Below are 25,041 nucleotides of genomic sequence, written 5' to 3'. Positions count from 1 at the left end.
CGTTCGCCCCGTGCACCCGCTTTTCATATTTGTTTACAAAGTCTAAAGCCGTTTCGCGCGCGAAACATTCCCGCCCTGATCTAACCCTGAAACAATAGCCCCACACCGTAGGCCAAGGCGGCAGCCGCCCCACCGATGGCCAGGGTCTCGGCCCCAGATCGCCACCATGGGGTCAGCGCCCAACGGCTTTTGGCAGCACCAATGACAAAGAACGTCGCCAGCGTCAGCCAGACCGACAGCGAAAAAGCTGAATCCAGCCCCAACAGGAAAGGTAAAAGCGGCACCATCCCTGCCAAAAGGAAAGCACCAAACGTCGCCAAAGCAGCCCGCATCGGCTGCGGATCAACCGGGCTGGCGCCATATTCCCCCTCCATCATCAGGTTGATCCAGGCCTCTTTGTCGGCGCAGATCGCATCGGTCGCCGCCTCCAGTACCGGGCCGTTCAGGCCCTTGAGACGCAGGATCTCGCGCACCTCAGCCCGCTCGCCATCAGGGAACAGGTTGATATGGCGGTCTTCGACCTCGCGCAGGCGCTTGATGTCGTCCAGCTCAGCCTTGGTGCCGGAATAGTTGCCGGCCGCCATGGAGAACCCGTCGGCCAGCACATTCGCCAGCCCCAAAGCGACGATGACAAAGGGCGACAGCCCGCCCCCCGCCACACCAGCCACGATGGCAAAGGTGGTGACAGAGCCATCAATGGCGCCATAGACCACATCGCGCAGCACGCCCCGCCCCTGTGGTGCGGCAATGCGGGCGCTGATTTCCTCTGGGCTGTGACCGTGTTCCATCTTTGCTGTCTCTCCTGTTGCGCACCTTCAGGTCTAGCCTCTGGCGTGGTTGCTGCCTTGCGGCAGATCAACGCCAGCTCTACCCATTGGCCGCACAAAGCCCTATCTACTGCCTCAACACCGCGACACAGGACAGGCGCATGACCTTTCAGCCCCAAGCCCCCGATCATCCAATGAAACGCTTTGACGTCACCGGAGATGAGATCGACCGTGTCGTCGCCCTGTTCTATATCCGCATTCGCGCCCATGCCGAATTGGGGCCGATCTTTGCGCTCTACGTCAAAGGCCCCGACTGGCCCGCCCACGAAGCCAAGATCGCCCGTTTCTGGCGCAACGCGATCCTGCGCGAGAAATGCTACAACGGCAACCCGATGCGGGTGCATGTCTCACGTCCCGAGATCGAGGCGAAACATTTTCCCCAGTGGCTGGCGCTGTTTCATCAGGTCCTGCAGGCTGAGCTGCCCGTCGACATAGCGCTGCAGTGGGGCGCCCTAGCAGATCGTATCGGAGAAGGCTTTCGCACAGGTATCGTTGCCATGCGCCAGCCCAAGGACGCGCCACCCAAACTGTTCTGAGCCCGCAGTGACAGCAGGCGCACCTTAGCTCAGCCGGGACATCTGGCCCTTGACCCGTCGGATCGGGATCGAGGATTCAATCGAGGCGACGCCGTCGATTTTGGTCAGATGGCCGGTGAGAAACCGCTCAAACTCATTGAGGTCTGATACGGCCAACCGCAGCAGGTAGTCTCGGGTGCCAGTCATCAGCCAACAGTCGACCACCTCGCGACACAGTGAGATGGCCCGTTCAAAATTTTGCAACCGGTCATCCACCTGATGATCCAATTTCACCGAAACAAAGACTGAAAACCCATAGCCCAGCGCCGCGTCGTCAACTTTGACGCAATAGCCGGTGATCACCCCTCTGGCCTCCAGATTCCTGATCCGCCGCGCACAGGGCGACGGCGACAGACCAACACGTTCGCTCAGCTCCTGGTGGGTCTGGCGCGCATCCCGCTGCAGCTCTGCCAGAATCTTCAGATCCATTGCATCCAGGTCGCTCATCGGCTTTCCATTTCCACCACAGTTTTTCAGATTATTGGCAATTATAGCCAATTCAGGATCAGAAACCACGTGAATTTGGCACCTTTTCGCGCAAACGCCACGATAATCTCCTCTGCAAATGGAGGACCCAATGACCCAATCGACCCGCCCCCAGCTGATGCACCGCGACCCCGACCCAGTCGAAACAGCCGAATGGATCGAAGCGCTCGAAGCACTTGCCGCCGCGCAGGGGCCGGAACGTGCGCAGTTCGTCCTTGGTCAGGTGCAGGACCGGGCCCGCCGTCTTGGCGTGACCACTTCCGGTCTGCCCTATTCCGCCTATCGCAACACCATTCCCCTGGCGCAGCAACCCGCCTACCCCGGTGACGCCGCCCTTGAGGAACGGATCACCGCGATCATCCGCTGGAATGCGCTGGCCATGGTGGTGCGCGCCAACAAAGCCTACGGAGAGCTCGGCGGTCACATCGCCTCCTATGCCTCTGCCGCCGAGATTTTCGAAGTTGGTTTCAACCATTTTTTCCGCGCGCCCAGCGCCGGTTTTGGTGGCGATCTGGTCTATTTCCAGCCGCATTCTGCCCCCGGCGTCTATGCCCGCGCTTTTCTTGAAGGACGTCTCAGCGAGGAGGATCTGGCCAGTTACCGCCAAGAGGTGCCCGGCAAGGGGCTTTGTTCCTATCCGCATCCCTGGCTGATGAAGGATTTCTGGCAGCTGCCCACAGGGTCAATGGGCATTGGTCCCCTGTCTGCGGTCTATCAGGCGCGCTTTATGCGCTATCTTCAGGCGCGTGATCTGGCCAACACTCAGGACCGCCACGTCTGGGGTGTGTTTGGCGATGGCGAAATGGATGAGCCCGAATCCATTGCGGGCCTTACGCTTGCAGCGCGCGAGGGACTCGACAACCTCACCTTTGTCGTGAACTGCAACCTGCAACGGCTGGACGGGCCGGTGCGCGGCAATGGCCAGATCATCCAGGAGTTGGAATCGCTTTTCGTGGGCGCCGGCTGGAACGTGATCAAGGTGCTCTGGGGGTCGGAATGGGACAACCTGTTTGCCCGCGACACCAACAATGTGCTGCTGCGTCGCTTTGCTGAAACCGTGGATGGCGAATATCAGGATCTTGGTTCTAAAGACGGCGACTACAACCGGGCCAAGTTCTTTGACGCCGACCCGGAAACCGCAGCCCTTGTGGCGCATATGTCGGACGCTGAAATCCACGCGTTGAGGCGCGGCGGACATGATCTGAAAAAATTGCATGCCGCCTTTGCCGCTGCCAAGGCCCACAAAGGCAAGCCCACCGTCATTCTGGCCAAAACCAAAAAGGGCTATGGCATGGGCGGTGCTGGGGAGTCCCGCATGACCGCGCATCAGGCCAAGAAACTCGACACCCAAGCCCTGCTGGCCTTTCGCGATCGCTTTGATCTGCCCCTGTCGGACAAATCCGTCGAAGCCCTGGAATTCTATCGCCCGCCCGAAGACAGCCCGGAACACATCTATGTGCAACAGCGCCGCGCCGATCAGGGCGGCTATCTGCCGTCCCGTCGCCAACAGGCCAGCACCAGCATCCCCAAGCGCCCCGCGCTGGACAGCTATGGCAAATTCGCGCTGCAGGCCGAGGGCAAGGAAATGTCCACAACCATGGCCGCCGTGCGCATGCTGGGCGGGCTGCTGCGCGACAAGGAGTTTGGCCCTCGCATCGTGCCCATCGTGGCGGATGAGGCGCGCACCTTTGGCATGGACAACCTGTTTCGTCAGGTCGGCATCTATGCGCCACAGGGCCAGCTCTATGAGCCCGAAGACGCAGGCTCGATGATGTATTACAAGGAAGCCGCCGACGGCCAGCTGCTGGAAGAAGGCATCACCGAGGCCGGTGCGATTTCCAGCTGGACTGCCGCCGCCACCGCCTATTCCGCTCATGATACCGAGCTGTTGCCGATCTATATCTACTATTCGATGTTCGGCTTTCAGCGCGTTGGGGATTTGATCTGGGCCGCTGCCGATCAGCGCGCGCGAGGCTTTCTGTTTGGCGCCACTGCCGGGCGCACCACCCTCTCTGGCGAAGGGCTGCAGCATCAGGATGGCTCCAGCCATCTCTGGGCCTCGGCCATTCCCAACTGCCGCGCCTATGACCCCGCCTATGCCTATGAGCTGGCCGTGATCATGGACCATGGCATGACCCGGATGCTGGACGAAAAACGCGACGAGTTTTTCTACATCACCATGATGAACGAGAACTATGCCCAACCCTCGATGCCCGAGGGCGCAGGCGAAGGCATCCTGCGGGGCATGTATCATCTGGCGGCATATGGCGCGAATGGCGCGAAGGCGATGCCACGCGCCCGGCTGGTGGGATCCGGCACCATCCTGCGCGAGGTCGAAGCCGCCGCCGAGATCCTGGCGCGGGACTATGGCATCGCCTCGGATGTCTATTCAGCCACCTCGTTCACCGAACTGGCCCGCGAAGCCGCCGAGGTAGAGCGGCGCAACCGCTTTGCCAGTGAGGCACCAGAACAAAGCCATCTTGAGAAGCTGCTGGCCGGGGATGCACCGGTGATTGCCGCCTCTGACTATGTGCGCGCCTATGCCCAGCAAATCGCGCCCTTCCTGCGTGCCCCGATGCGGGTGCTGGGAACCGACGGCTTCGGAAGATCCGCCAATCGCAAGGCTCTGCGTCGGTTCTTTGAAGTCGACCGGCAACATATCGCACTCGCGACAATCGAAGCCCTCGTCGGCGCGGGTACGTTGCCCCGAAGCCTGTTGAAACAGGCGCTGGATGATTTTGGCATTGATCTGCAGGGCGATGCGCCCTGGACCCGTTGAAAGGAGAAGCAAGATGAGCACCATCAGAGAGGTTCTGGTGCCGGACATCGGCACTCTTGACGCGGCACCCGTGGTCGAGGTTCTGGTCGCCGCAGGGGACAGCATCACAGTGGGCGAAACCCTGATCATACTTGAATCAGACAAGGCTACACTTGATATTCCAAGTGATGCTTCAGGAATTATTGAAGAAGTGAAAGTCAAAATGGGCGACGCCTTGCGTAAAGGTAGCGTCATTTTGACGGTTTCTGGATCTTCAAACGCTGAACAACCTGTGGAAAACAGCGGCGCCCCTGTGGATAAGGCAGCAGCCCTGCCAGATCCGCAGCCTCTGCCGGACCCCACAGCAATTTCCCCCTCTGCAGAGGGGAACAGCCCTGCTCCGCAGGTCGGAAAACCGGTCTATGCCTCGCCTTCCCTGCGCCGCTACGCCCGCATCCTTGGGGTAGATATCCGCGCCGTCACCGGCAGTGGCCCAAAGGGGCGCATTGTGAAGAGTGACGTTGAAGGCTTTGTAAAAAGTAAACTATCGGTAAATACCCACCCTCAATCCACAGGCTCTTTCACAGGATTATCCACAGGCACAGGATTACCCACAGGGCTTCCGGCATGGCCGCAGGTGGATTTTGCCAGTTTCGGCCCGGTAGAGGCCCAGCCTCTCAGCCGGATCGCCCGCCTGTCTGGTCCCGCTTTGGCGCGCAACGCGCTACTGATCCCGCATGTCTGCAATTTCGACGAGGCCGATGTCACCGCACTGGACGCGTTTCGCAATGAGTTGAACGCTGAAGCCGGCCCTGATACGGCCCGGCTTACCCTGTTGGCCTTTGCCGTCAAAGCCATTGTCGCCACGCTGAAAAAACACCCGAAATTCAACAGCTCACTGGACGGAGATAATCTGATCCTCAAGCGCTACTGGAACATTGGCGTGGCGGCAGACACCCCTAATGGGCTGGTGGTGCCAGTGATAAAAAAGGCGGATCAAAAGGGGCTGTATGACATCGCCACAGAGATGGCCGCGCTCGCCGAGCAGGCCCGCGCCGGACGTCTGAAGGCCGCAGATATGCAGGGGGCCAGTTTCACCATCTCCTCGCTTGGCGGCATTGGCGGCACTAATTTCACCCCCATCATCAATGCGCCCGAAGTGGCGATCCTCGGCATGACCCGCGCCAAGATCCAGCCGGTCTGGGATGGCAGCGCCTTTCAGCCACGGCTGGTCCAGCCGCTGTCGCTCAGCTGGGATCACCGCGCTGTCGACGGCGTTGCAGCCGCGCGTTTCCTTGGCGATCTTGCCGCCATACTGGGCGATTTTCGCCGCATCAGCCTGTGAAGGGATCTGACATGAGCCATGACATTCTGATCCCCGACCTCGGTGGCATCACTGAGGCCCCGGTGGCCGAGGTGCTGGTCAAACCCGGCGATCAAATCGCCGCCGGGGAGCCTCTGCTCATTGTCGAAAGCGACAAGGCGGTGCTGGATATCCCGGCCCCAGCCGATGGCACGATCACGGAGGTCCATATTGCCGTCGGTAATGCGGTCAGCCCGGGCCAGCTGGTGATGCGGTTTGAGAGCGGCATGGCCGCAGCGCCTCTGCCGGATGTCGCCGACGTCGTATCGACAGCACCGCAGACTTTGGCAGAGGAGCACGCGCATCTGGTGGTGATCGGTGGTGGCCCCGGCGGCTACACGGCCGCCTTTCGCGCCGCCGATCTGGGGGCCGAGGTGACGCTGATTGATCCGCGCGCCAGCCTTGGCGGCGTCTGCCTCAATGTCGGCTGCATCCCATCCAAGGCCCTGCTGCATGTGGCCAAGGTCAAGGAAGAAGCCGAGGAGGCCGCGTCTCTCGGGCTCGGCTTTGCGCCTGCGCAGGTTGATCTCGAAAAGGTCCGGGCGTTCAAAACCAGCGTGGTGACGCGGCTGACCACCGGGCTGGCCGGTCTCGCCAAACGGCGCAATATCCGCGTAATCCGGGGCACTGCCCGTTTTGCCAGCCCGCATCAGCTGGTGATCGATCACGCAGATGGAGAGCGACACCTCAGCTTTGACAAGGCCATCGTCGCCGTGGGGTCTGAGCCCATCCGCCCGCCCTTTCTGCCAGAGGATCCGCGTATTCTCGACAGCAGCGGCGCGCTGGAGCTGGCAGAGATCCCCGACCGGCTGCTGGTGATTGGCGGCGGCATTATCGGGTTGGAGATGGCGCAGGTCTATCACGCGCTGGGGGCCAAGGTGGAGATTGTCGAGCTGGGTCATCAGATCCTGCCCGGCGCCGACCCTGATCTGGTGAAACCTTTGAGCCAACGCCTCACGGCCCGCTTTGGCCGGGTCCGGCTCAACACCCGGGTCACTGGAGTTGAGGCTGCCGAAGTGCTGCGGGTGCGGTTTGAAACCGACCAAGGTGATGAGACTGGAAAAGTCGAAACTGGCGAATTTGACCAAATCCTGGTCGCCGTGGGCCGCAGTCCCAATGGCGCAAAGGTCACGCCTGAAGCTGCAGGCCTTGCTCTGCAGGGCCCCGGTTTTCTGAGCGTTGACGCCCAGATGCGCAGTACGCAGCCGCATATCTTTGCCATTGGCGATGTGGTGGGGCAGCCGATGCTGGCGCATAAGGCGGTACACGAAGCCAAGGTCGCCGCCGAAGTCGCGATGGGTGAGATCAGCGCCTTTGAGCCCGCCTGCATTCCCTCGGTCGCCTATACCGATCCCGAAGTTGCCTGGGTTGGCCTGACTGAAACCGAAGCCCACACCAAAGGCATCAAGATCAAGACCGCCAGCTTTCCATGGGCGGCCTCAGGCCGGGCGCTGTCTCTGGCGCGCGATGAGGGCGTAAGCAAGCTGATCTTTGATCCCGCAACCAGAAAACTTCTGGGCGCGGGCATCACCGGCAGTGCTGCAGGCGACCTGATTGCAGAGGCCGCCCTTGCCATCGAAATGGGGGCCGACGCACAGGATCTGTCGCTGACCATCCATCCACATCCGACGCTGTCGGAAACACTGGGCCTTGCAGCAGAAATCTTTGAAGGCACCATCACCGATCTTTAGCGAGGCGGCGTAGGAAACCATCTGATTGATAGGCCGTGGGGCGTCAGTTTTGACGCCCTTCGGGGGCCTCGCTCTTGGTTGTCTCGCGGCGAAACAGCCCTGCCAATGCGCCCTTGATCACTTTGCGGGTCGAGGGTCTGTGCAGTTTGGAGAAAGGCATCGGGCGGCAAACCTCCATCGCAGCAATGCCGACGCGGGCTGACAGTGCGCCATTGACCAGACCTTCGCCAAAGCGGCGCGATAGCTTGGACAGAACGGATCCCCCCAGAACGGATTCGAGCAGATCATCGCCCGCGGCCACCGCACCCGTCGCCGCCAGGTGCGCCAGCACCGCCCGCGTCAGTCGCCAAGAGCTGAACAGCCCCGAACGCCCGCCATAGATCTGCGCCACCCGACGGATCATCCGCACCGAGGCCAGCAGCGCCACGACGACATCCGCCAGCGCCAGCGGCACCAGTGCGGTGACCGTTGCCACCTGCCGCGCGGCTGCCTCGACCTCTTGCAACGCACGCCGGTCAAGTGGCACCAGCAGTTCTTCCTCGCTGATCATCAACAGCGCATCCGCATCCAGCACCTCTGCCTTGCGGTCGGCAAGCCGTGCCAGCTGCCACGCGAGATCGTCACGAGAGGCGTAAAATCCTTCGAGCTTGGCCACGTAGGCCTGTGCCGCTGCCATATCCTGTGCCGCAGGCACCGCCGCCTGACGCAGGCCATCGACACGCTTCAGTCGGGCCAGTGCCGCCAGTTCGCGCAGCAGCATGACAGCGCCCAGAACCAGCGCCAGTGCAAACCCGGCGCTGACCACCCAGCCCAGCAGCGGAATTCGGGCAATCAATGAGGTGGCAAAATCCCAGGCCGCAACAGAGATCACGGCCCCGATCAGGGCCAGAACCAGCCCCCAGAACCAGGCCGCCAGCCGCGATGGCCGCGCTGCCAGCTGATCGGCGGTGTGCCGCAAAGCCTGCGCCTGTATCGCCGCTTGTGGCATCTGATCCGGCATCAGGTCCGGCACCGGTGGGGCGGCGGCCACATCGATTGCCTGCTGGGCGTCTTCATCTGCATCCAGATCAAACAGAACCGGTTTTTTGCTCATGTGTCTTTCCTCATGCCGCCTGTTCGCACGATTGTGCCTGACGCCACCCCATACGGAGAACACTCAGGCCTTCTTCGATATCCGCGCCATTCCTGCGCTGGGTCTCGACAAAGCCTGTACGCTGATAAAACCGATGGGCGGCAGTGTTTGCCTCAAATACCCGCAGCCACAGATTTGGAGAGGCGGCTTTGGCCGCTTCCACTAGCTTGTGCCCCAGCCCCTGCCCACGGGCCTCTGCCGCCAGATAGAGCGAACAGATCTCATCATTGTCACGGGCCAGAAATCCTGCCACCTGCGCCTTATGCGTGGCTTGACCTGTCTGCACCGCGACCGTCACCCAACCCCGGTCGATCATCACACCGCAAAAGGCGATCATCTCCACCTCAGCATAAAGCTTTGGCATCCAAGGCGTATCTTGCTGGAAACGATAAAGAATATTCCCCATGGCACCGGCATCCGTCGGCTGCGCTGGGCGCAGGACCATCGCGGCATCCGGCACATCCTGAGAACTCGCAGTGCTCACAGCCGGTCTCCGATCAGGAACTCTGCGGCGCGATCCAGTCTGATATGCGGCGGGCCATCGCCGGGTTTCAGCTGCAGCTCTGCCGGGGCAAATTGCATCGCCTGATAGTCGCCCTCCAGCCAATGTGTGGCCCCCTGCCGCGCCGGCGCCAATAGCTGTGCGGGATCGTCTGGCAGCGCCCCCGGATAAAAGGCCGCCTGCCGCCCGGTGGAGAGCAGCCGCCCGCGCACGCAGGGCAGATCGCTGCCCTCATGGGGGCGCATTTCCTCGGTGGTGGCCCGCAGTGACGCCAGCGCCAGGGCGGCGGTTTCGGCCCCGGCAAACTGGGCGCGGTCGCGCGCCGCGCGGGTCAGGGCCTCGATGATGGCGGTCATCTGCGGGTGTTGCTGATGGTGCAAATGGTCCGCCTTGGTGGCGGCAAACAGGATCTTTTCCACCCGTTTTCCGCGCAGGAGCGAGGTCAAAAACCCGTTGCGGCCGGGACGAAAGGCCGCGAGCACATCGCCCATGGCATGTCGCAGATCCTCGACCGCTTGTGGGCCGGAATGGATCGCGCTGAGCGCATCCACCAGCACCACCTGCCGGTCGATCTTGGTGAAATGATCGCGAAAGAATGGCTTTACCACCTTGGCTTTATAGGCCTCGAACCGGCGCTCCATCTCGCGCCACAGACTGCCGCGCCCGGCGCTGTCATCGCGCGCAAGCGGCGCAAAGGTCAGCACCGGTGATCCGGCAAGATCACCGGGCAGCAAAAACCGCCCCGGCGTGCAGTCATAAAATCCTGCCTCACGCGCGGCCTGCAGATAGGCGGTAAAGGCGGCGGCCAGCGCCAGCGCTTGTGGTTCATCATGGGCTACGGCCGCATCAACACTGGTCAGCAGTTGCAGATAACCTGCGGCACTCTGGCGGGCGGGCAGTCGGGTCAGCACCTCGGTGCTCCACTGGGTATATGTCTTGTCCAGCAGGGCCAGATCCAGCAGCCATTCGCCGGGATAATCCACGATATCAAGATGCAGTCGACGCGGGCTCTGCAATCCGGCCAGCAGCCCCGTGGGGCGCAGCGTCAGGCTCAGTCGCAGCTCTGACACAGCGCGAGTGCTGTCGGGCCAGTGGGGGTTGGGACCGGTGAGTGCGGCCAGATGGTCTTCATAGGCGAAACGCGGCACGGTATCGTCAGGCTGGGGCTGCAGATAGGCGCTATCAATGCGCCCGCTGCGCGCGGCATCCAATTGCAGCATACGGCCCCGGTTCAGCAGATTGGCCACAAGGGAGGTGATGAAAACGGTCTTGCCAGCCCGCGCCAGCCCGGTGACGCCAAGCCGCAGCGTGGGTTCAAAAAACTGTGCGGAAACACTGTTGCCCAGACTGTCCAGCCCGCGCACTGCTCCCTCGGCCATTGTTGAAAGTACCACCTGCCACACCTGTTTTTTTGCCCTGCCCCATAGATAAGCAGCGCAGGCGCATGATACCAGAGTGGCTTGGGCACTTGCCTCAGGCCTGTTGCCGGGTTACTTGCCCGCCCATGCCACGTTTTGCTCTCAAAGTCGAATATCATGGAAAGCCTTTTGCCGGTTGGCAAAGGCAGAAGGACCTGCCCACAGTACAGAGTGCCGTTGAGACGGCCCTGTCCCGTCTGGAGCCCGGCCCCCATACCATTGCCGCAGCCGGTCGCACCGATGCTGGCGTGCATGGGTTGGGTCAGGTTGCCCATTGTGATCTCAAGAAAGACTGGGATCCCTATCGTCTGTCGGAAGCACTGAACTACCACCTGAAACCCGATCCGGTAGCCATCGTGGCCTGCGCGCAGGTTGCCGACGACTGGCACGCACGGTTCACCGCCATTGAACGCCAGTATCTGTTCCGCATTCTGGTGCGCCGCCCGCCCGCAACGCTAGAGGCGGGTCAGGTCTGGCAGCTGCGCAACGATCTGGATCTGGAGGCCATGCAAGAGGCCGCCCAGCATCTGGTTGGCACCCATGATTTCACCACGTTCCGCTCCACCATCTGTCAGGCTAAAAGCCCGATAAAAGCGCTGGATGAGCTGCGGATCGAACGGGTGGCTGGTTTCTCCGGCCCCGAGATCCATTTCCACGTGCGGGCGCGCAGTTTCCTGCACAATCAGGTCCGCAGCTTTGTCGGCACGCTCGAACGGGTTGGTGCGGGCACCTGGGATCCGATTGATGTCAAAACCGCACTCGAGGCGCGCGATCGTACCGCCTGCGGTCCGGTCTGCCCCGGCCATGGGCTCTATCTGGCACGCGTTGGCTATCCCGATCCGGTTTTTGCCTCAGATACCTAAGATTTAGGCGGGTGTAGAACCAGGGTTTGCAGGGCGGTGGCAATCGGCCCCTCTTCGTCCTGCAACACCGATTGCGACATGCCGATCCCGGTGCCGTGCCAATGTGATATCGAATCGGAAGCCAGCCAGTCGCTGGTGGGTTCACGGTGAATATGGATTGTGAGATCGGTATTCATAAATCCCATCTCCTTGGGCCGGGCGTTCCAGGAAATCCCGTTGCCGCAATCCGCCAGCGCACAGAGCGACTGGATCGGAGACTGTTCTTCACCTTCCAGCAGCTTTGGCGTGCGCATCCAAATGGTTTTTGGCCCCGGATTCAATCCAAAGCCAGGCGGATAGGCCACATCCAGAAACTGGCCAAAATAGGGTTTATCGTGCAGGCCCGCACCGATTGAAAACGGCCCCGGCTCTGCCTCGGCGCGATTGAGCGGCGTCACTGGCGCTGTCGGCACCTCGCCCAGATCCTTGCGCACCAGATGCATAGAGGTGCCCTGCGCGCAAAGCCCGCCCTCAAAATCATGTATGGTGATCTGCGTCGTCGCCAATGTGCGTGTGTGACGCGTGGTCCGGGCCTCAACGCGCACCCCGGCCAGTGGCACAGGGCGCAGCACATCAAGCGTCAGACGGCACAGCATCTTTTCTGCGCCGATCTCGAGTTCAGCAGCCCGCGCTGCCAGGCCAGTAACCGGGCCTGCGTGACAGTGATGGGCAGACCAGGGCCCCCGCGCCGGATCGTTCCCGACAAAAATCCCTTCGGAATTCTGCGAGAAAAACGGCGGCGCTGTGAGGGCCCTGGATGTCATAGGATCAGACCTTTTCCTGGGTGTATTTCTTCAGCTCGCCGCGGGCGACCTGACGGCGGTGCACCGCATCGGGGCCATCGGCCAGACGCAGGGTGCGCACATGGGTCCAGGCGATCGCCAGAGGCGTGTCCTGGCTGACGCCCTGACCGCCAAACATCTGCACTGCCTCGTCGATCACTTTCAGGGCCACGCGGGGCGCGACCACCTTGATCTGGCTGATCCAGGGCGCCGCTGCACGACCGTCGCCCTGATCCATGTACCAGGCGGCCTTGAGGCAGAGCAGGCGCGCCATCTCAATCTCCATGCGGCATTCGGCGATGATGTCGTAGTTGGCCCCCAGATGGGCCAGCTTCTTGCCAAAGGCCTCACGTTGAAGCGAGCGTTTGCACATCTGTTCCAGCGCAGATTCGGCCTGGCCGATAGCGCGCATGCAGTGGTGGATCCGTCCGGGCCCAAGGCGGCCCTGGGCGATTTCAAAGCCACGCCCTTCACCCAGCAGAATACTGTCGGCAGGCACGCGCACATTGGTGAACCGGATATGCATATGACCATGGGGCGCGTCGTCGTGGCCATAGACCTCCATCGGGCGCAGCACCTCGATGCCTGGTGTGTTCGCAGGCACCACGATCATCGACTGTCGCTGGTGCTTGGGCTGATCTTCGCCGCCGGTTTTCACCATGACTATATAGACCTTGCAGCGCGGGTCCCCCGCACCGGAGGCCCACCATTTTTCGCCGTTCAGCACATAGTCGTCGCCATCACGCACGCAGGCCATCGACACGTTGGTGGCATCAGATGAGGCCACATCGGGCTCTGTCATCAGATAGGCAGAGCGGATCTCTCCCTCCAAGAGCGGCGCCAGCCACGCTTTCTTCATCGCCTCGGTGCCGTAGCGCTCAAACACTTCCATATTGCCGGTATCAGGTGCTGCACAGTTGAAAACCTCAGCCCCCAGCGGCGTCTTGCCCATTTCCTCGGCGAAATAGGCGTATTCAACGGTCGACAGGCCAAAGCCCTTGTCGCTGTCGGTCAGCCAGAAGTTCCACAAGCCCTGCTCTTTGGCCTTGGCCTTCAGCCCCTCAAGGATCTCAGACTGACGGGCGGTGTATTGCCAGCGGTCGCCAGTGCCGATCTCGGCCTGGTACTCGGCCTCAAGCGGCATGATCTCGTCGCGCACCATGGTGGCCACCCGATCCAGGAGCTTGCGGTTCTCTGCCCGCATGCCAAAATTCATATCCATCTCAAATTCTCCTCCGCTGCCGCTTTCACTCTTGCAAAAACCATGGCTTAGTCGGCCAAGAACTGTCCAGCGCAGTGACGGGACGTCATGGCCGCATGGGACAAAAAGCGACGAAGGGGAACAGCCATGGCGCTATTGGTCAATATCGGGCACGACGGATGGTATCGCGACACGGAGCTCGCCGATGAGCTGCGCCGGATCATGCCCACTGTCGATATCCGCACTCTCGCCAACCCGGGCGATCTGACCGAGGTGACAGTGCTGGCGGTATCGAAACTGGATCCCGACCTGCCCGCGCGCCTGCCCAACCTGGCTTTGGTGCAGAAACTGGGCGCCGGGGTGGAAACCATCGTCGCCCACCCGGCCATCGCCCCGCATGTGCAGGTGGCCCGGTTGAAACCGCTGGAGCCCGCCCGCGAGATTGCTGAATACTGCCTTGCCTATGTGTTGCAGGGTCAGCGCAACATCGCCGCCCATGCCGCCAGTCAGGCCCGCACCGCCTGGGAGCCGCTGGCCCCGAAACAGAGCCACAAGACCCGTGTCGGCGTGCTGGGTCTCGGCCATATCGGTGGTCTCACGGCTGCACTGATGCGTGACTTGGGCTTTGAGGTTCATGGCTGGAGCCGTTCTCCCAAGCAGATCGAAGGGGTGCGCTGCCATCATGGCGCAGAGGCGTTGGAGCCGATGCTGAACCTATGTGACTATATCTGCGCCATACTGCCGTCGACAACCGAGACCCGCGGGCTGATCAATGCGCAAACACTGGCGGCGATGAAACCCGGTGCTACCTTCATCAACGCCGGGCGCGGTGATCTGGTGGATGAAACCGCGCTGATCGCAGCACTGGATCAGGGCAGACCCGGCCATGCGGTGCTTGATGTGCTGTGCACCGAGCCGCTGCCTGCGCAGGATCCATTGTGGCAGCACCCGAATGTGACGATCACCCCGCATGTCTCGGGCTGGCATCTGGGCAATGCGCTGGAAGATGTGATGGAAAACTACCGGCGCCTGACAGCCGGAGAGCCGCTGCTGCATGCGGTAGACCGTAAGCGCGGCTACTGATTTACCCAAAAACGATTGACTGACATTTCGCAAAGAAGGCCAAACATGGATCTGTTCCAACTCGTAGACACCTCCGCAGTCACCCCGACAACCGAACGTCCCGCGCCCGAAAAACTGGTCTCGGGCGATCCGGTTTTCACCACCTGGGACATCGAAGAGCGCGAAGCCGACGGGCTCTATGCCGGGATCTGGCAATCCACGCCCGGCGCCTGGCGCGTCAGCTATGACGAATGGGAGTATTGCCGCATCCGCGAGGGGCAGTCGGTTCTCAAAGGCAGCGACGGCAGTGAACAGGTGCTCAAGGCTGGCGACAGCTTTCTGATCCGCCCCGGATTTGAAGGCATCTGGGAAGTGATTGAGACCACCGTCAAAGACTATGTGATCAAAGTCTGAGTGATCACATAGTCTGACCCATCCGCAACACGTCACTCGAACTGAAACGGCCCCCGGTTTTCGGGGGCCGCAAATGCCGGCGTCAGAACCAGAGCTTTAAAACAGCATGTTCTTGGCCGCAGTCCAGGCAGGGCCAATGTGCAGCCAGCTGCTGATCCCGGTATGGGCGGGCTGGCCGTCTTTCCAGGTGCCCGCGACCGACAACGCGTCCCAGTCACCGCTGAGCGGGTTGCCATTGAACAGGGTGAAATCGGCCCGTTTGCCCACCTCGATCGATCCGATCAGATCGCCCTGCCCTAATTGGCGCGCCGCATTGAGGGTCATGGCCGCCAGCGCCTCGTGCCGACTGATGGCCTGATCCGGTGCGGTCTGGCTTTGGCCGGACACCGACATCCGGTCAACGGCGGTGCGCAGTGTGCGCAGCGGGTCAATCGGCGAGGCCGGGTGGTCGCCATGCAGCGTGGTGACAACACCCGCCCGCATCGCAGCCCCGACCGGCATGTAGCGTTCAGCGCGCGTGCCGACGATGTCGGGCAGCGCATCGCCGTAATAGTAGATATGGTCGACAAAAAAGCCGAGGCTGATGCCAAGCGTCTTGGCGCGGGTGATCTGCGCCGGGGTGATCAGGGCGTTATGTTCCATCCGGTGCGACAGCCCTGGCGCAGGTCCTGCGGCCTCAAACGCATCCAGCACCTGATCAATGGCGCGCTCCCCCTGCGCATGCACCGCGATCTGGTGCCCGGCGGCCTGCAAATCGGCCACCTTGGCTTCAAAATCCGCAGCCTCATAGGTCACCGGGCCAAGATGCCCATGCGGGATATGCATCCTATCCGAGGTCAGATCACTGTGTTCATAGGCCTCGGCAAAGGCAGCACCACCGGTAAAAGGCGAGCCATCCATCCAGTATTTGGTGCCCAGAATGCGAAAATCATCACTGCCGCCCAGATCTGCCTGCTGATCCGGCAACAGATAAAGATAACTGCGGACCGGCGGCTGGCTTGTCCCGATCTGCGCCAGCAAACCTACCGGGTCGGCATGTTTGCCCACCGCACCGGTGATGCCGATGCTGGTATAGCCCGCCTTGGCGTAGGCGGCATATTCCTTGCGCACCAGAATTTCGACCATGGCGGGATCTGCTGTCGGCATGGCAGCCAGAATACTGTTTACCGCTGCCAATTCACGAAAGGCACCCGTGGCGCGGCCTTCGGCATCCCGGATCACGCCCTCAGCCGGCTCGGTCGAGACAAGCGAAATGCCTGCGGCCCGTATCGCAGCCGTATTGGCAAAAACCTCATGCAGCATCTGGGTGATCACCACCATGGGCCGGTCCGGCGCAATCGCGTCCAGCTCTGCCAGGGTGGGCGGTGACAGATCGGCAATCGCCACCGGATCCCAGCCATAGGCCACCAGCCAGGGCGTCGGGGAGTAGCCATCCGAGGCCGCCGCAAGCGCCCGCATGACAGCAGCCCGCGAGGCATATTTGAAGCCGCTGATATCCACGGCAGCCCCCAGCAAAGCTGTGGCAATCGGGTGGGTGTGCGGTTCGATCAGCCCGGGGGTCAGCACCGCGCCCTTCAGGTCGTGAACCGGGGCACCGCTGGATTTCAGCTCTGCTAGGCTCCCGGTTTGGGTGATAATGCCGTCTTCGATCAACAGCGCTTCGGGCGGCTCTGCCTCCCCCTCGGCCATGGTGATGATGTCTCCCCCTGTCAGCACCAGCCTCATGGGCACGGTCTCAGGACGCATCAGATACCAGCTGGCCGCAACCGCCAGCAGCAGAGCAAAGCCCAGCCCTTTCAGAATTCGCACCACCCATTTCATCTTGCATCTCCCCCCGCGAAAATTGCGCCAGTTTTTAGATCTGGCTTTGCGCGGATGATTGGTCTCGCCCCGATTCCAGACAAGCATGACGTCGCGGGACTGCGCACACTAAAAAGGAGCATTTAGAAATCTATTATCATGCAAAGGATGTGCGCCTATTGAACAATCTCTCGCGCATTTCCACCAAATGGAAAACCGGCCTCGATTGCGAGGCCGGTTGAGTAGGTGCATTCGAAAACCCAAATCGGGTTTTAGTCTAAGTAGTCTTCCAATGGTGGGCAGGTGCAGATCAGATGGCGGTCGCCATAGGCATTGTCGACACGGTTGACCGGCGGCCAGTACTTGTCGACCCGGAAGGCACCCGGTGGAAAACAGCCCTGTTCACGGCTGTAAGGGCGATCCCAATCTTTCACCAGATCCTCCATCGTGTGGGGCGCATGTTTCAGCGGGTTGTTCTCCGCGTCAATCGCGCCCTCCTCGATGGCCTGTACCTCGGCGCGGATCGACAGCATGGCATCGACAAAACGATCCAGCTCTGCCTTGGTTTCTGATTCAGTCGGCTCCACCATCAGGGTGCCAGCCACCGGCCAGGACATGGTGGGGGCGTGAAAACCGCTGTCGATCAAACGCTTGGCAACATCATCCACGGTCACATTGGCACTGTCGGCAAAGGGGCGCGTGTCGAGAATGCATTCATGCGCCACCCGGCCCGTCGGGCCTTTGTAAAGCACGCCGTAAGCCCCCTCGAGCCGCTTGGCGATGTAGTTGGCGTTCAGGATCGCAACCTTGGTCGCCTGCGTCAGCCCCGCCCCGCCCATCATCAGGCAATAGGCCCATGAAATCGTCAGGATCGAAGCCGACCCATATGGCGCCGCAGACACCGGCCCTTCTTCGCCGCCCAGTTCCGGGTGGCCCGGCAAATGCGCCGTGAGATGCGATTTGACACCGATTGGTCCCATGCCGGGGCCGCCACCACCATGCGGAATGGCAAAGGTCTTGTGTAGGTTCAGGTGGCTGACGTCGCCGCCCAGATCACCGGGACGGCTGAGCCCCACCATCGCGTTCATATTGGCGCCATCGATATAGACCTGACCGCCATGATCATGGGTGATCTGGCAGACCTCATGCACGGTTTCCTCGAACACCCCGTGGGTCGACGGGTAGGTGATCATGCAACCCGCCAGGTTTTCACTGTGTTTTTCAGCCTTGGCGCGGAAATCCTCCAGATCGATATCGCCGTTTTCTGCCGATTTGATCACCACCACCTTCCAGCCAACCATCTGCGCCGAGGCCGGATTGGTGCCATGGGCCGACATTGGAATCAGGCAGATATTGCGGTGCCCCTGCCCCTGAGCGCGGTGATAGGCGGCAATGGTCAACAGACCGGCATATTCGCCCTGCGCGCCCGAATTGGGCTGCATCGAGATCGCATCATAGCCGGTGATCTCGCAAAGCTTGGCCGACAGATCCGTCAGCATCTCGCCATAGCCCGCCTGCTGCGTGGCGGGCGCAAAGGGGTGGATATGGGCAAACTCGGGCCAGCTGAGCGGCATCATCTCAGCCGCTGCGTTGAGCTTCATGGTGCAAGACCCCAGCGGGATCATCGCGCGATCCAGCGCCAGATCGCGATCCGCCAGACGGCGCATGTAGCGCATCATCTCGGTCTCGGCCCGGTTCATGTGGAAAATCGGATGGGTCAGGTAGTCGGATTTGCGGTGCATATCCTGCGGCACGCGATACTCTGGCGCCAGTTCATCATCTTCACGCTCGATACCAAAAGCCCGCCAGACGGCCTCGGTGGTTTCGCGCCGAGTGGTCTCGTCCAGAGTGATGCCAACACGGGTTTCGCCAACACGGCGCAGGTTGATGCCTTCGTCCAGCGCCGATTTCAGCACTGCGGCCTGCAACGGGCCCACATCCACGGTGATGGTATCAAAAAAGCTCTTGGGGTCGACCTTGAAGCCGGCCTCTTCGAGCCCGCGTGCCAGACGCACGGTCTTGCGATGGATCCGCTGGGCGATGGCCTGCAGCCCCTTGGGGCCGTGAAACACCGCATACATCGAGGCCATGACGGCCAGCAGCGCCTGCGCGGTGCACACATTCGAGGTGGCTTTTTCGCGACGGATATGCTGCTCGCGGGTTTGCAGCGACAAACGGTAGGCCTTGTTGCCCTGAGCGTCGATCGAGACACCAACAATACGCCCCGGCATCGACCGTTTATAGGCATCACGCGTCGCCATATAGGCCGCATGGGGACCACCCGCCCCCATGGGCACACCAAAGCGCTGGGTCGAGCCCACCGCGATATCAACACCCATGGCGCCCGGTTCTTTCAGCAGGGTCAGCGCCAGTGGGTCTGCCGCTACCACGCCAATGGCCTTTGCCGCATGCAGCGCTTCCATCTGAGGTGTGAAATCACGCACATGGCCATAGGTGCCGGGATATTGGAACAAAGCGCCAAAGACTTGATCGGCCTGTAGCTTATCTGGGTTGCCAACAATCACTTCGATGTCCAAAGGCTGCGCCCGGGTCTGCACCACCGCGATGGTCTGCGGGTGGCAGTCACGATCGACAAAAAACGCCTTTGCCTTGGATTTGGCCAGACGCTGCGCCATGGTCATCGCCTCAGCCGCTGCAGTGCCTTCGTCCAGCAAGGAGGCATTGGCCACCTCCAGCCCGGTCAGATCAGATATCATCGTCTGGAAATTTAGCAGCGCCTCAAGTCGGCCCTGCGAGATTTCTGGCTGATAGGGCGTATAGGCGGTGTACCAAGCGGGGTTTTCCAGAATATTGCGCTGGATGGCTGGCGGCGTCACGGTGCCATGATAGCCCTGCCCGATGAGCGAGGTCAGCAGCTGGTTCTTGTCGGCCACTTCGCGCATGTGAAACAGCAGCTCGCGCTCTGACAGCGGGCGGCCAAAATCCAGCGGCTGCGCCTGCCGGATCGAGGCCGGAACAGTGTCTTCGATCAGCGCATCGAGGCTCGCGGCACCAACCACCTCGAGCATCGCGGTCATCTCTTCGGGAGAGGGGCCAATGTGGCGGCGGTTGGCAAAATCATAAGGAAGGTAGTCGGTCGGGGTGAAAGGCATCACATGCCTCCTGTCGGTTCGATTTGGGTCGGGTCGGGTTGGATTGATATCGCGGTACGGGACAACAGATCAAAGGCCGCAGGGATGCAATCGGGCAAACCCGTTCACACGCTCAGCGCAGTCAAACCGCGGTCAGATCTCAGCGGTAGTCAGATATGAAAAACCCGCCGAACCTTGTGGCACGGCGGGGGAAAGATTTAGCTGATGAAGTTCTTGTAGGCAGGTTCTTCCATATAGTCGTCCATCGGCGACATATCGGCGACCTTGAGCTTGAAGAACCAGGCATCGCCTTGGGCATCTTCGTTCACCTTGCCGGGGGTCTCGGTGAGGGCTTGGTTGACCTCAACCACTTCGCCATCCAGTGGCGACAGAATATCCGAGGCGGCCTTGACGGATTCGATCACCACGATCTCATCATCTTTGGCAAACTCGTCGCCAACCTCGGGCAGCTCGATAAAGACCACATCGCCCAGCTGTTCGGCGGCATGGGCGGTGATGCCCACGGTCACCACATCGCCATCCACGTCCAGCCATTCGTGTTCTTCGGTAAATTTCATAGTATTGGTCCCGTTTAGCCTAGCGTTCGTTTTGTCCCAATTGCAGGTTCAATCGTTGCGACAACGATTCCCCCTTACAACCGGGGCCGGCTTGATCAACTGGATCTGCACAAGACCCTCCGGCATCCTTTGCCCGCACGCGGCATTTGCCCACGAGGAGCAGGCCCTGTGCGGAATGATGCCCCCTCTGTCCCTTCGCCTGAGATCGTTATCCCTTCGGCGGCGCGGGTTTCCCTGCGCTCTCTCCAGAGTCTTTGCCGTGCACAAGGTCCCTTTTGCCTGAGAGTTTCCGGGGCGGTTGCTCCTTCGGCACCGTGCTCAAGCAGCGCGGCGGCTGCGTGGCGTCGGTTCTCCCCTGTGCACGCACGCAGATTACCAATGCCCCCCGGGGCATTCAAGGCGCAATTGCGCCCTGATCTGTCGCTTTTGCATCCAATACGGCACTTCCTGACTTTCGCGTGACTTTGGAGCTACTTTGGAACGACCTGCCTATGGAACCGCCCGCCTTCAGAACAGGTTGAAGTATTCCGCCTGCTCCCACTCGCTGACGGTATTGAGGTAGCGTTCCCATTCGGCCCGCTTGAGCTGTGACAGGTAACTTACAAATTCCACGCCCAGCGCAGATCGCAAAAAAGCGCTGTCTTCAAACGCATCCAGTGCCTGCCCCAGAGAGCGCGGCAACAGGGCAGCCCCCGCCTCATACGGGGAGGTGGTTGGCGCGGGTGCGGATAGACCGGCCGCCATTCCGGCCGATCCCGCAAGGATCTGTGCTGCGATGGCGAAATAGGGATTGGCAGAGCTGTCCGGGGCACGATTTTCAATCCGGCTGGCGCTGTCGCCGGGCTGCATCAGCCCACGCAGCATGGCGCCGCGATTGTCGCGCCCCCACTGGATCCGGTTGGGCGCCAACTGAAACGGCTGGTAACGTTTGTAGCTGTTCACCGTCGGCGCAATCAGCACTGAGGTTTCTGCCGCGTGTTTCAGCAGCCCGGCAATCCAGCCCGAGGCCGCAGAACTGAGGCTGCCATCGGGGTTTGGCTCAAACAGGTTGCGCTTGGTCGTGTGCTCAATCAGTGACTGATGCAGGTGCCAGCCATTGGCCATGGCGTTTTCCAGCCGGGGCTTTGCCATGAAACTGGCGTGAAACCCGGCGCGGGCGCAGACCTCTTTGACCATGGTGCGAAACATCACCATGGCATCGGCCTGCTGCATTGCAGGCAGCGGCGCAAAGGTGAATTCAAACTGGCTCGGCCCCATTTCGATCTCAACCGAGCGCAGCTGCAAACCCAGCCCCTGCGCGTTGCGACGGATGAGATCCAGCACCGCCTCGCAGTCGGAATAGCGGGTCTCGGTCAGATATTGATAGCCCTGGGTCAGATTGCGGGTTTCCACCGGGGCGCCGGGCATGCTGCTTTGACTGTGGGTGCAGGCCGCATCCAGACGCTCAAAAATCTGAAACTCCACCTCAAGGCCAAAGATGGCCTGCAGGCCCTGCGCGTCCAGCTCGGCCTCAGCCTGTCGCAGCACATGGCTGGAAGAAAACCGGATCGGCGCACCATCCGACTGCACCGTATCACAAAGGATCCAGGCCGAATGTGGCGACCAAGGCAGAATACGAAAAGTCTCCGGACGCGGCAGCAGCAGAACATCCCCCGCTCCGCGCATTGGCACAAACCCTGCCCCGGCCGTTTCGGCATCTCCGGTGTCGGCAGGTCCTGCGCCCCCCTCGCCCCAGACCGCAAAGGCGGTCCGATGCGAGGTATCTTTGAGCAATAGCGTCGAGGGCACATTGAGCCCGGAGCGAAACAACCCCTCAAAGGCGTCAAGCACCAGCACCTTGCCCCGCAGGATGCCGTGCTGGTCAGCAAACAGTACCCGGATGGTTTCCAGCCCCGCGTCCTGTGCCTCGGCCAGAATCTCTGCCGCACGGTCCAGTGCTGATGGGGCCAACAACCCCTCGCGCGCCAATCGTCCTGTTGTCAGCTCATATGCCATTGCGTCTTTCAGCCTTTTTGCGAGCGGCGAACGGGCAAAGCTGCCGCGCCTTGGATCATCGGTATACGTCGCACAGGGCTGCTGTCAGGCTTTTGCATCCACACTAGCATCCACACTAGCATTCCAGGGGCAGCCGCCGCGACGTTCAAGATCGGCCTCCACCGCCGCCCGCTGCCAATCGCCGTCCTGCGCAATCGAGTCGTTTGAAACTGGCCCGAAAACGGTCGCAAGGTCCAGCCCGCCGTGCATTGGCAACGCATCGTCACGCCCCTCCTTCACCGCCTGAATGGCAGCCCGCAGTTGGCGTCGATAGCGAATGATGGCAATATCCGTCTTGCCGAGGTGCTCCTGCGTGCGATCCTGAACAGCACCCTGGCTTTCGACCGCCCATTGGTCATGCACATTGATATCAAGCCCCATGCCGGTATAGGTTTCGCGCGCCTGTTCCTGCGGGTCAAACCCATAGTTGTTGTGGCGGCCTTTCAGTGGCGCATAATCTGGCAAGCGATGCTCTTTCAGGCGTTGTTCGCGCATCAGATCCTTGTCCACGGGTTTGTCGAAACTGGTGAACATCGAATACCAATAGCAAGAGGTATCATCGATCGGCACGTGCCACTGGGTGATGGTCATCTCGCGTGACATCGGAATGCAGATCGCCCCCGGAAAGATCTGATTGGTGATGCGCACATGAGTGCTGCCCTCGCCCAGATGCCGCAGCGCGGTGATCTTCAGCCCGTGGTCGGCCTCCTCGGCGAGGATCTCGGGGCGTGGAAAGTCGCGCAACAGCTTGGTCATCGGGATATCGGTATTAGCGGCCCTATCGCGAAACTGTTTGCCGTAGGAATCCGCCGGATCTTCGTCCTGCAAAAACCGATGCAGGAAAGAGGCATGAGCGGGATCAATGCCCACCTCCATCGCTTGCAGCCAGTTGCACTGCCACAGCCCCTTGAAGGCAAAGACATGGCTTTCGGGTGCGCGAAAGCAGTCAAAGGCGGGAAATTCGGGCGGCTCTCCGGGGCCCATATAGGCCCAGATGATGCCATTTCGCTCAATCACCGGATAGGCCGTGCTCTGGATCTGCTCATGCATGCGGCTGCCTTCCGGCTCACCCGGTTGTTCGACGCATTGGCCGGTGCGGTCAAAATGCCAGCCATGGAACGGACAGCGCAACCCGTTGTCCTCCAGACGGCCAAAACACATGTCGGCACCGCGGTGTGGGCAGTGGCGGCCAATCAGGCCCAACTCCCCCTGGCTGTCACGAAACAGCACCAGATCCTCGCCCAGCAAACGCACTGGCACCACCGGGCGCGCACCACTCAGCTCATCCAGCAGCGCCGCTGGCTGCCAATACCGGCGCAGGACTTCGCCTGCGTCGCGGCCTTTTCCAACGCGGGTCAGACTCTCGTTCAATTCCTGGCTGATCATGGCTGGCTCCTGCTTGACGCTTCAAATTACGAAACGTTAATTTTAATAAGCATGCTTGACGCTGTTCGTTCTGCGTACTAGCAATACCGGATACGATCTTTTTTTGTGATGTGTAACGGTCGATGTCAAGGCCAGGCTCTCTATTGAAATTTCACAAGTGACCAATCGAATGACGAAACCAGAACAAGACCGAAACATTTCCTCCAGCTTTGCCAAGGGCCTGGCGGTTCTGGCCGTATTTGACGCAGCTACCCCCTGCATGACACTGGCCGAGATTGCACGGCGCACTGGTCAGGACCGGGCAACCGCGCGGCGTGGTGCGCTGACGCTGGTACAGGCCGGCTACCTGCGCCAGGAAGGCCGCATGCTGTCGCTGACACCGCGGGTGCTGGCGCTGGCCGGCGGCTTTTTGCAGGCCAATCAGTTTGGCCGCCGTGTCCAGCCCGTGCTCAACCATCACGCCCGCAAGCTGGAGACTGAGATCACGCTGGCCATCCTGGATCAGGGCCGGGTTCTGCTACTGGCACAATCCACCACCGAACGCGGCCCCGTCACCTATGGGTTCACCGCCGGGGCGCATATTCCGTTAGCACACACCAGCCTGGGTCGGATGTTGCTGGCCTGCCTGTCGCCGGAAGAGGCCGCCGAACGACTGGCTGCCGCCGAAATCCCGCGCCATACGGAACAGTCCCTGACCCGCCAAGACGACATTCTGGAACAGGTCGCCCTTGCCCGCAGCCAGACCTATGCGGTCACCAACAGCGAATTTGAGCCCGGTATCATCGGCTTTGCGGTTCCCCTGTCGCGCCCGGGCCAGACACCAGTCGTAGTCGGCAGTTCTATCCCACGCGGGCTGGACACCGAACAAAGTGCCGAACGGCTGTTGCAGGGGTTACAGGTCTGCGCCGCCGAGCTGCGCCAGACCGAGGTTGTAGAGGGGCTTTGAGCAGCAGCCAGCCCCCTGTTTGGCGGCCAGCCCGGCTAGCCCATCTGGTCGGCAGTCCGGTTTGCAGCCTCGTTTTCAAAAAAACACGAAGA

The 25,041-nt window shown here is 61.2% G+C and carries 20 protein-coding genes and 1 riboswitch; of the genes, 8 read left to right on the top strand and 12 right to left on the bottom strand.

Annotation, left to right across the window (positions count from 1 at the left end; translation table 11 throughout):
• Positions 1-80 precede the first annotated feature (80 nt).
• Positions 81-788 carry a VIT1/CCC1 transporter family protein gene (locus PH5382_RS07325; RefSeq protein ID WP_058333712.1) on the bottom strand — a complete coding sequence of 236 codons (708 nt, stop codon included), beginning with the start codon at positions 786-788 and terminating at the stop codon, positions 81-83.
• Positions 789-928: 140 nt separating this feature from the next.
• Between PH5382_RS07325 and PH5382_RS07320 the strand changes: the two genes are divergently transcribed.
• Entirely contained in the window at positions 929-1,363 is a 435-nt protein-coding gene (locus PH5382_RS07320) for a group III truncated hemoglobin (RefSeq protein ID WP_058333711.1), read from the top strand.
• A gap of 24 nt (positions 1,364-1,387) precedes the next feature.
• Here PH5382_RS07320 and PH5382_RS07315 read toward each other — a convergent pair whose 3' ends face one another.
• Entirely contained in the window at positions 1,388-1,849 is a 462-nt protein-coding gene (locus PH5382_RS07315; protein WP_058333710.1) for an Lrp/AsnC family transcriptional regulator, read from the bottom strand.
• Between the two features lie 130 nt (positions 1,850-1,979).
• On the opposite strand from PH5382_RS07315, the gene mdeB reads away from it, so the two are divergent.
• Genes mdeB through lpdA form a run of 3 tightly spaced genes read left to right on the top strand, consistent with a single transcriptional unit; the run spans position 1,980 to position 7,700 of the window.
• A complete protein-coding gene (gene mdeB / locus PH5382_RS07310; protein WP_231751818.1) occupies positions 1,980-4,667 on the top strand; it encodes an alpha-ketoglutarate dehydrogenase in 2,688 nt (895 codons plus the stop codon).
• 13 nt (positions 4,668-4,680) lie between these two features.
• Positions 4,681-5,991, top strand: coding sequence for a 2-oxo acid dehydrogenase subunit E2 (locus PH5382_RS07305; protein WP_058333708.1), 1,311 nt, complete (start codon positions 4,681-4,683; stop codon positions 5,989-5,991).
• 11 nt (positions 5,992-6,002) lie between these two features.
• Positions 6,003-7,700: a dihydrolipoyl dehydrogenase gene (gene lpdA, locus PH5382_RS07300; RefSeq protein WP_058333707.1), complete on the top strand. Its 1,698-nt coding sequence runs from the start codon at positions 6,003-6,005 to the stop codon at positions 7,698-7,700.
• Positions 7,701-7,743: 43 nt separating this feature from the next.
• Here the strand turns inward: lpdA and PH5382_RS07295 are convergent, their stop codons facing one another.
• Genes PH5382_RS07295 through PH5382_RS07285 form a run of 3 tightly spaced genes read right to left on the bottom strand, consistent with a single transcriptional unit; the run spans position 7,744 to position 10,728 of the window.
• On the bottom strand, positions 7,744-8,793 hold the full coding sequence (locus PH5382_RS07295; protein WP_058333706.1) for a YcjF family protein: 1,050 nt from the start codon (positions 8,791-8,793) through the stop codon (positions 7,744-7,746).
• Positions 8,794-8,803: 10 nt separating this feature from the next.
• The gene (locus PH5382_RS07290) at positions 8,804-9,316 is read right to left on the bottom strand and encodes a GNAT family N-acetyltransferase (RefSeq protein WP_231751817.1); all 513 of its coding nucleotides are present in this window, start codon (positions 9,314-9,316) and stop codon (positions 8,804-8,806) included.
• Positions 9,313-10,728, bottom strand: a complete 1,416-nt coding sequence (locus PH5382_RS07285; protein WP_058333828.1) for a YcjX family GTP-binding protein — start codon at positions 10,726-10,728, stop codon at positions 9,313-9,315. Before PH5382_RS07285 ends, PH5382_RS07290 begins: the two co-directional genes overlap by 4 nt.
• Positions 10,729-10,838: 110 nt before the next feature.
• Here PH5382_RS07285 and truA point away from each other — a divergent pair, with 110 nt between their 5' ends.
• Positions 10,839-11,615: a tRNA pseudouridine(38-40) synthase TruA gene (gene truA, locus PH5382_RS07280; protein WP_058333705.1), complete on the top strand. Its 777-nt coding sequence runs from the start codon at positions 10,839-10,841 to the stop codon at positions 11,613-11,615.
• On the opposite strand, the gene PH5382_RS07275 is transcribed toward truA, so the two are convergent.
• Together PH5382_RS07275 and PH5382_RS07270 are read right to left on the bottom strand one after the other, a co-directional pair.
• A complete protein-coding gene (locus tag PH5382_RS07275; protein WP_058333704.1) occupies positions 11,612-12,418 on the bottom strand; it encodes a thioesterase family protein in 807 nt (268 codons plus the stop codon). The genes truA and PH5382_RS07275 overlap by 4 nt on opposite strands.
• A 4-nt stretch (positions 12,419-12,422) precedes the next feature.
• Positions 12,423-13,658, bottom strand: a complete 1,236-nt coding sequence (locus PH5382_RS07270; RefSeq protein ID WP_058333703.1) for an acyl-CoA dehydrogenase family protein — start codon at positions 13,656-13,658, stop codon at positions 12,423-12,425.
• 126 nt (positions 13,659-13,784) lie between these two features.
• On the opposite strand from PH5382_RS07270, the gene PH5382_RS07265 reads away from it, so the two are divergent.
• Positions 13,785-14,720 carry a 2-hydroxyacid dehydrogenase gene (locus PH5382_RS07265; protein WP_058333702.1) on the top strand — a complete coding sequence of 312 codons (936 nt, stop codon included), beginning with the start codon at positions 13,785-13,787 and terminating at the stop codon, positions 14,718-14,720.
• A 45-nt stretch (positions 14,721-14,765) separates the two neighbouring features.
• A complete protein-coding gene (locus tag PH5382_RS07260; RefSeq protein ID WP_058333701.1) occupies positions 14,766-15,113 on the top strand; it encodes a cupin domain-containing protein in 348 nt (115 codons plus the stop codon).
• Between the two features lie 96 nt (positions 15,114-15,209).
• Here PH5382_RS07260 and PH5382_RS07255 read toward each other — a convergent pair whose 3' ends face one another.
• The 5 genes from PH5382_RS07255 to PH5382_RS07235 all read right to left on the bottom strand — a co-directional run bounded on the left by PH5382_RS07255 (position 15,210) and on the right by PH5382_RS07235 (position 24,003).
• Positions 15,210-16,934 (bottom strand): amidohydrolase, encoded by a 1,725-nt coding sequence (locus PH5382_RS07255; RefSeq protein ID WP_058333700.1) that lies wholly within the window; start codon positions 16,932-16,934, stop codon positions 15,210-15,212.
• A 251-nt stretch (positions 16,935-17,185) separates the two neighbouring features.
• On the bottom strand, positions 17,186-20,026 hold the full coding sequence (gene gcvP, locus PH5382_RS07250) for an aminomethyl-transferring glycine dehydrogenase (RefSeq protein ID WP_058333699.1): 2,841 nt from the start codon (positions 20,024-20,026) through the stop codon (positions 17,186-17,188).
• A gap of 197 nt (positions 20,027-20,223) precedes the next feature.
• Complete coding sequence (gcvH, locus tag PH5382_RS07245) at positions 20,224-20,583, bottom strand: glycine cleavage system protein GcvH (RefSeq protein WP_058333698.1); 360 nt, start codon at positions 20,581-20,583, stop codon at positions 20,224-20,226.
• A gap of 256 nt (positions 20,584-20,839) precedes the next feature.
• Positions 20,840-20,949, bottom strand: a riboswitch (glycine riboswitch).
• A 141-nt stretch (positions 20,950-21,090) separates the two neighbouring features.
• Positions 21,091-22,578, bottom strand: coding sequence for a glutamine synthetase family protein (locus PH5382_RS07240; RefSeq protein ID WP_058333697.1), 1,488 nt, complete (start codon positions 22,576-22,578; stop codon positions 21,091-21,093).
• 84 nt (positions 22,579-22,662) lie between these two features.
• Entirely contained in the window at positions 22,663-24,003 is a 1,341-nt protein-coding gene (locus tag PH5382_RS07235; RefSeq protein ID WP_058333696.1) for an aromatic ring-hydroxylating dioxygenase subunit alpha, read from the bottom strand.
• Between the two features lie 169 nt (positions 24,004-24,172).
• On the opposite strand from PH5382_RS07235, the gene PH5382_RS07230 reads away from it, so the two are divergent.
• Positions 24,173-24,949, top strand: coding sequence for an IclR family transcriptional regulator (locus PH5382_RS07230; protein ID WP_058333695.1), 777 nt, complete (start codon positions 24,173-24,175; stop codon positions 24,947-24,949).
• Positions 24,950-25,041 lie beyond the last annotated feature (92 nt).

Origin of the sequence: Phaeobacter sp. CECT 5382, from assembly GCF_001457775.1 — a bacterium.
Taxonomy (GTDB): domain Bacteria; phylum Pseudomonadota; class Alphaproteobacteria; order Rhodobacterales; family Rhodobacteraceae; genus Pseudophaeobacter.
This window is presented reverse-complemented; position numbering and strand designations above follow the sequence as displayed.

Coding starts and splice junctions, on each gene's coding strand:
- PH5382_RS07325 (WP_058333712.1), bottom strand. CDS start 788: ATGGAACACGGTCACAGCCCAGAGGAAATCAGCGCCCGCATTGCCGCA.
- PH5382_RS07320 (WP_058333711.1), top strand. CDS start 929: ATGACCTTTCAGCCCCAAGCCCCCGATCATCCAATGAAACGCTTTGAC.
- PH5382_RS07315 (WP_058333710.1), bottom strand. CDS start 1,849: ATGAGCGACCTGGATGCAATGGATCTGAAGATTCTGGCAGAGCTGCAG.
- mdeB (WP_231751818.1), top strand. CDS start 1,980: ATGACCCAATCGACCCGCCCCCAGCTGATGCACCGCGACCCCGACCCA.
- PH5382_RS07305 (WP_058333708.1), top strand. CDS start 4,681: ATGAGCACCATCAGAGAGGTTCTGGTGCCGGACATCGGCACTCTTGAC.
- lpdA (WP_058333707.1), top strand. CDS start 6,003: ATGAGCCATGACATTCTGATCCCCGACCTCGGTGGCATCACTGAGGCC.
- PH5382_RS07295 (WP_058333706.1), bottom strand. CDS start 8,793: ATGAGCAAAAAACCGGTTCTGTTTGATCTGGATGCAGATGAAGACGCC.
- truA (WP_058333705.1), top strand. CDS start 10,839: ATGCCACGTTTTGCTCTCAAAGTCGAATATCATGGAAAGCCTTTTGCC.
- PH5382_RS07275 (WP_058333704.1), bottom strand. CDS start 12,418: ATGACATCCAGGGCCCTCACAGCGCCGCCGTTTTTCTCGCAGAATTCC.
- PH5382_RS07270 (WP_058333703.1), bottom strand. CDS start 13,658: ATGGATATGAATTTTGGCATGCGGGCAGAGAACCGCAAGCTCCTGGAT.
- PH5382_RS07265 (WP_058333702.1), top strand. CDS start 13,785: ATGGCGCTATTGGTCAATATCGGGCACGACGGATGGTATCGCGACACG.
- PH5382_RS07260 (WP_058333701.1), top strand. CDS start 14,766: ATGGATCTGTTCCAACTCGTAGACACCTCCGCAGTCACCCCGACAACC.
- PH5382_RS07255 (WP_058333700.1), bottom strand. CDS start 16,934: ATGAAATGGGTGGTGCGAATTCTGAAAGGGCTGGGCTTTGCTCTGCTG.
- gcvP (WP_058333699.1), bottom strand. CDS start 20,026: ATGCCTTTCACCCCGACCGACTACCTTCCTTATGATTTTGCCAACCGC.
- gcvH (WP_058333698.1), bottom strand. CDS start 20,583: ATGAAATTTACCGAAGAACACGAATGGCTGGACGTGGATGGCGATGTG.
- PH5382_RS07240 (WP_058333697.1), bottom strand. CDS start 22,578: ATGGCATATGAGCTGACAACAGGACGATTGGCGCGCGAGGGGTTGTTG.
- PH5382_RS07235 (WP_058333696.1), bottom strand. CDS start 24,003: ATGATCAGCCAGGAATTGAACGAGAGTCTGACCCGCGTTGGAAAAGGC.
- PH5382_RS07230 (WP_058333695.1), top strand. CDS start 24,173: ATGACGAAACCAGAACAAGACCGAAACATTTCCTCCAGCTTTGCCAAG.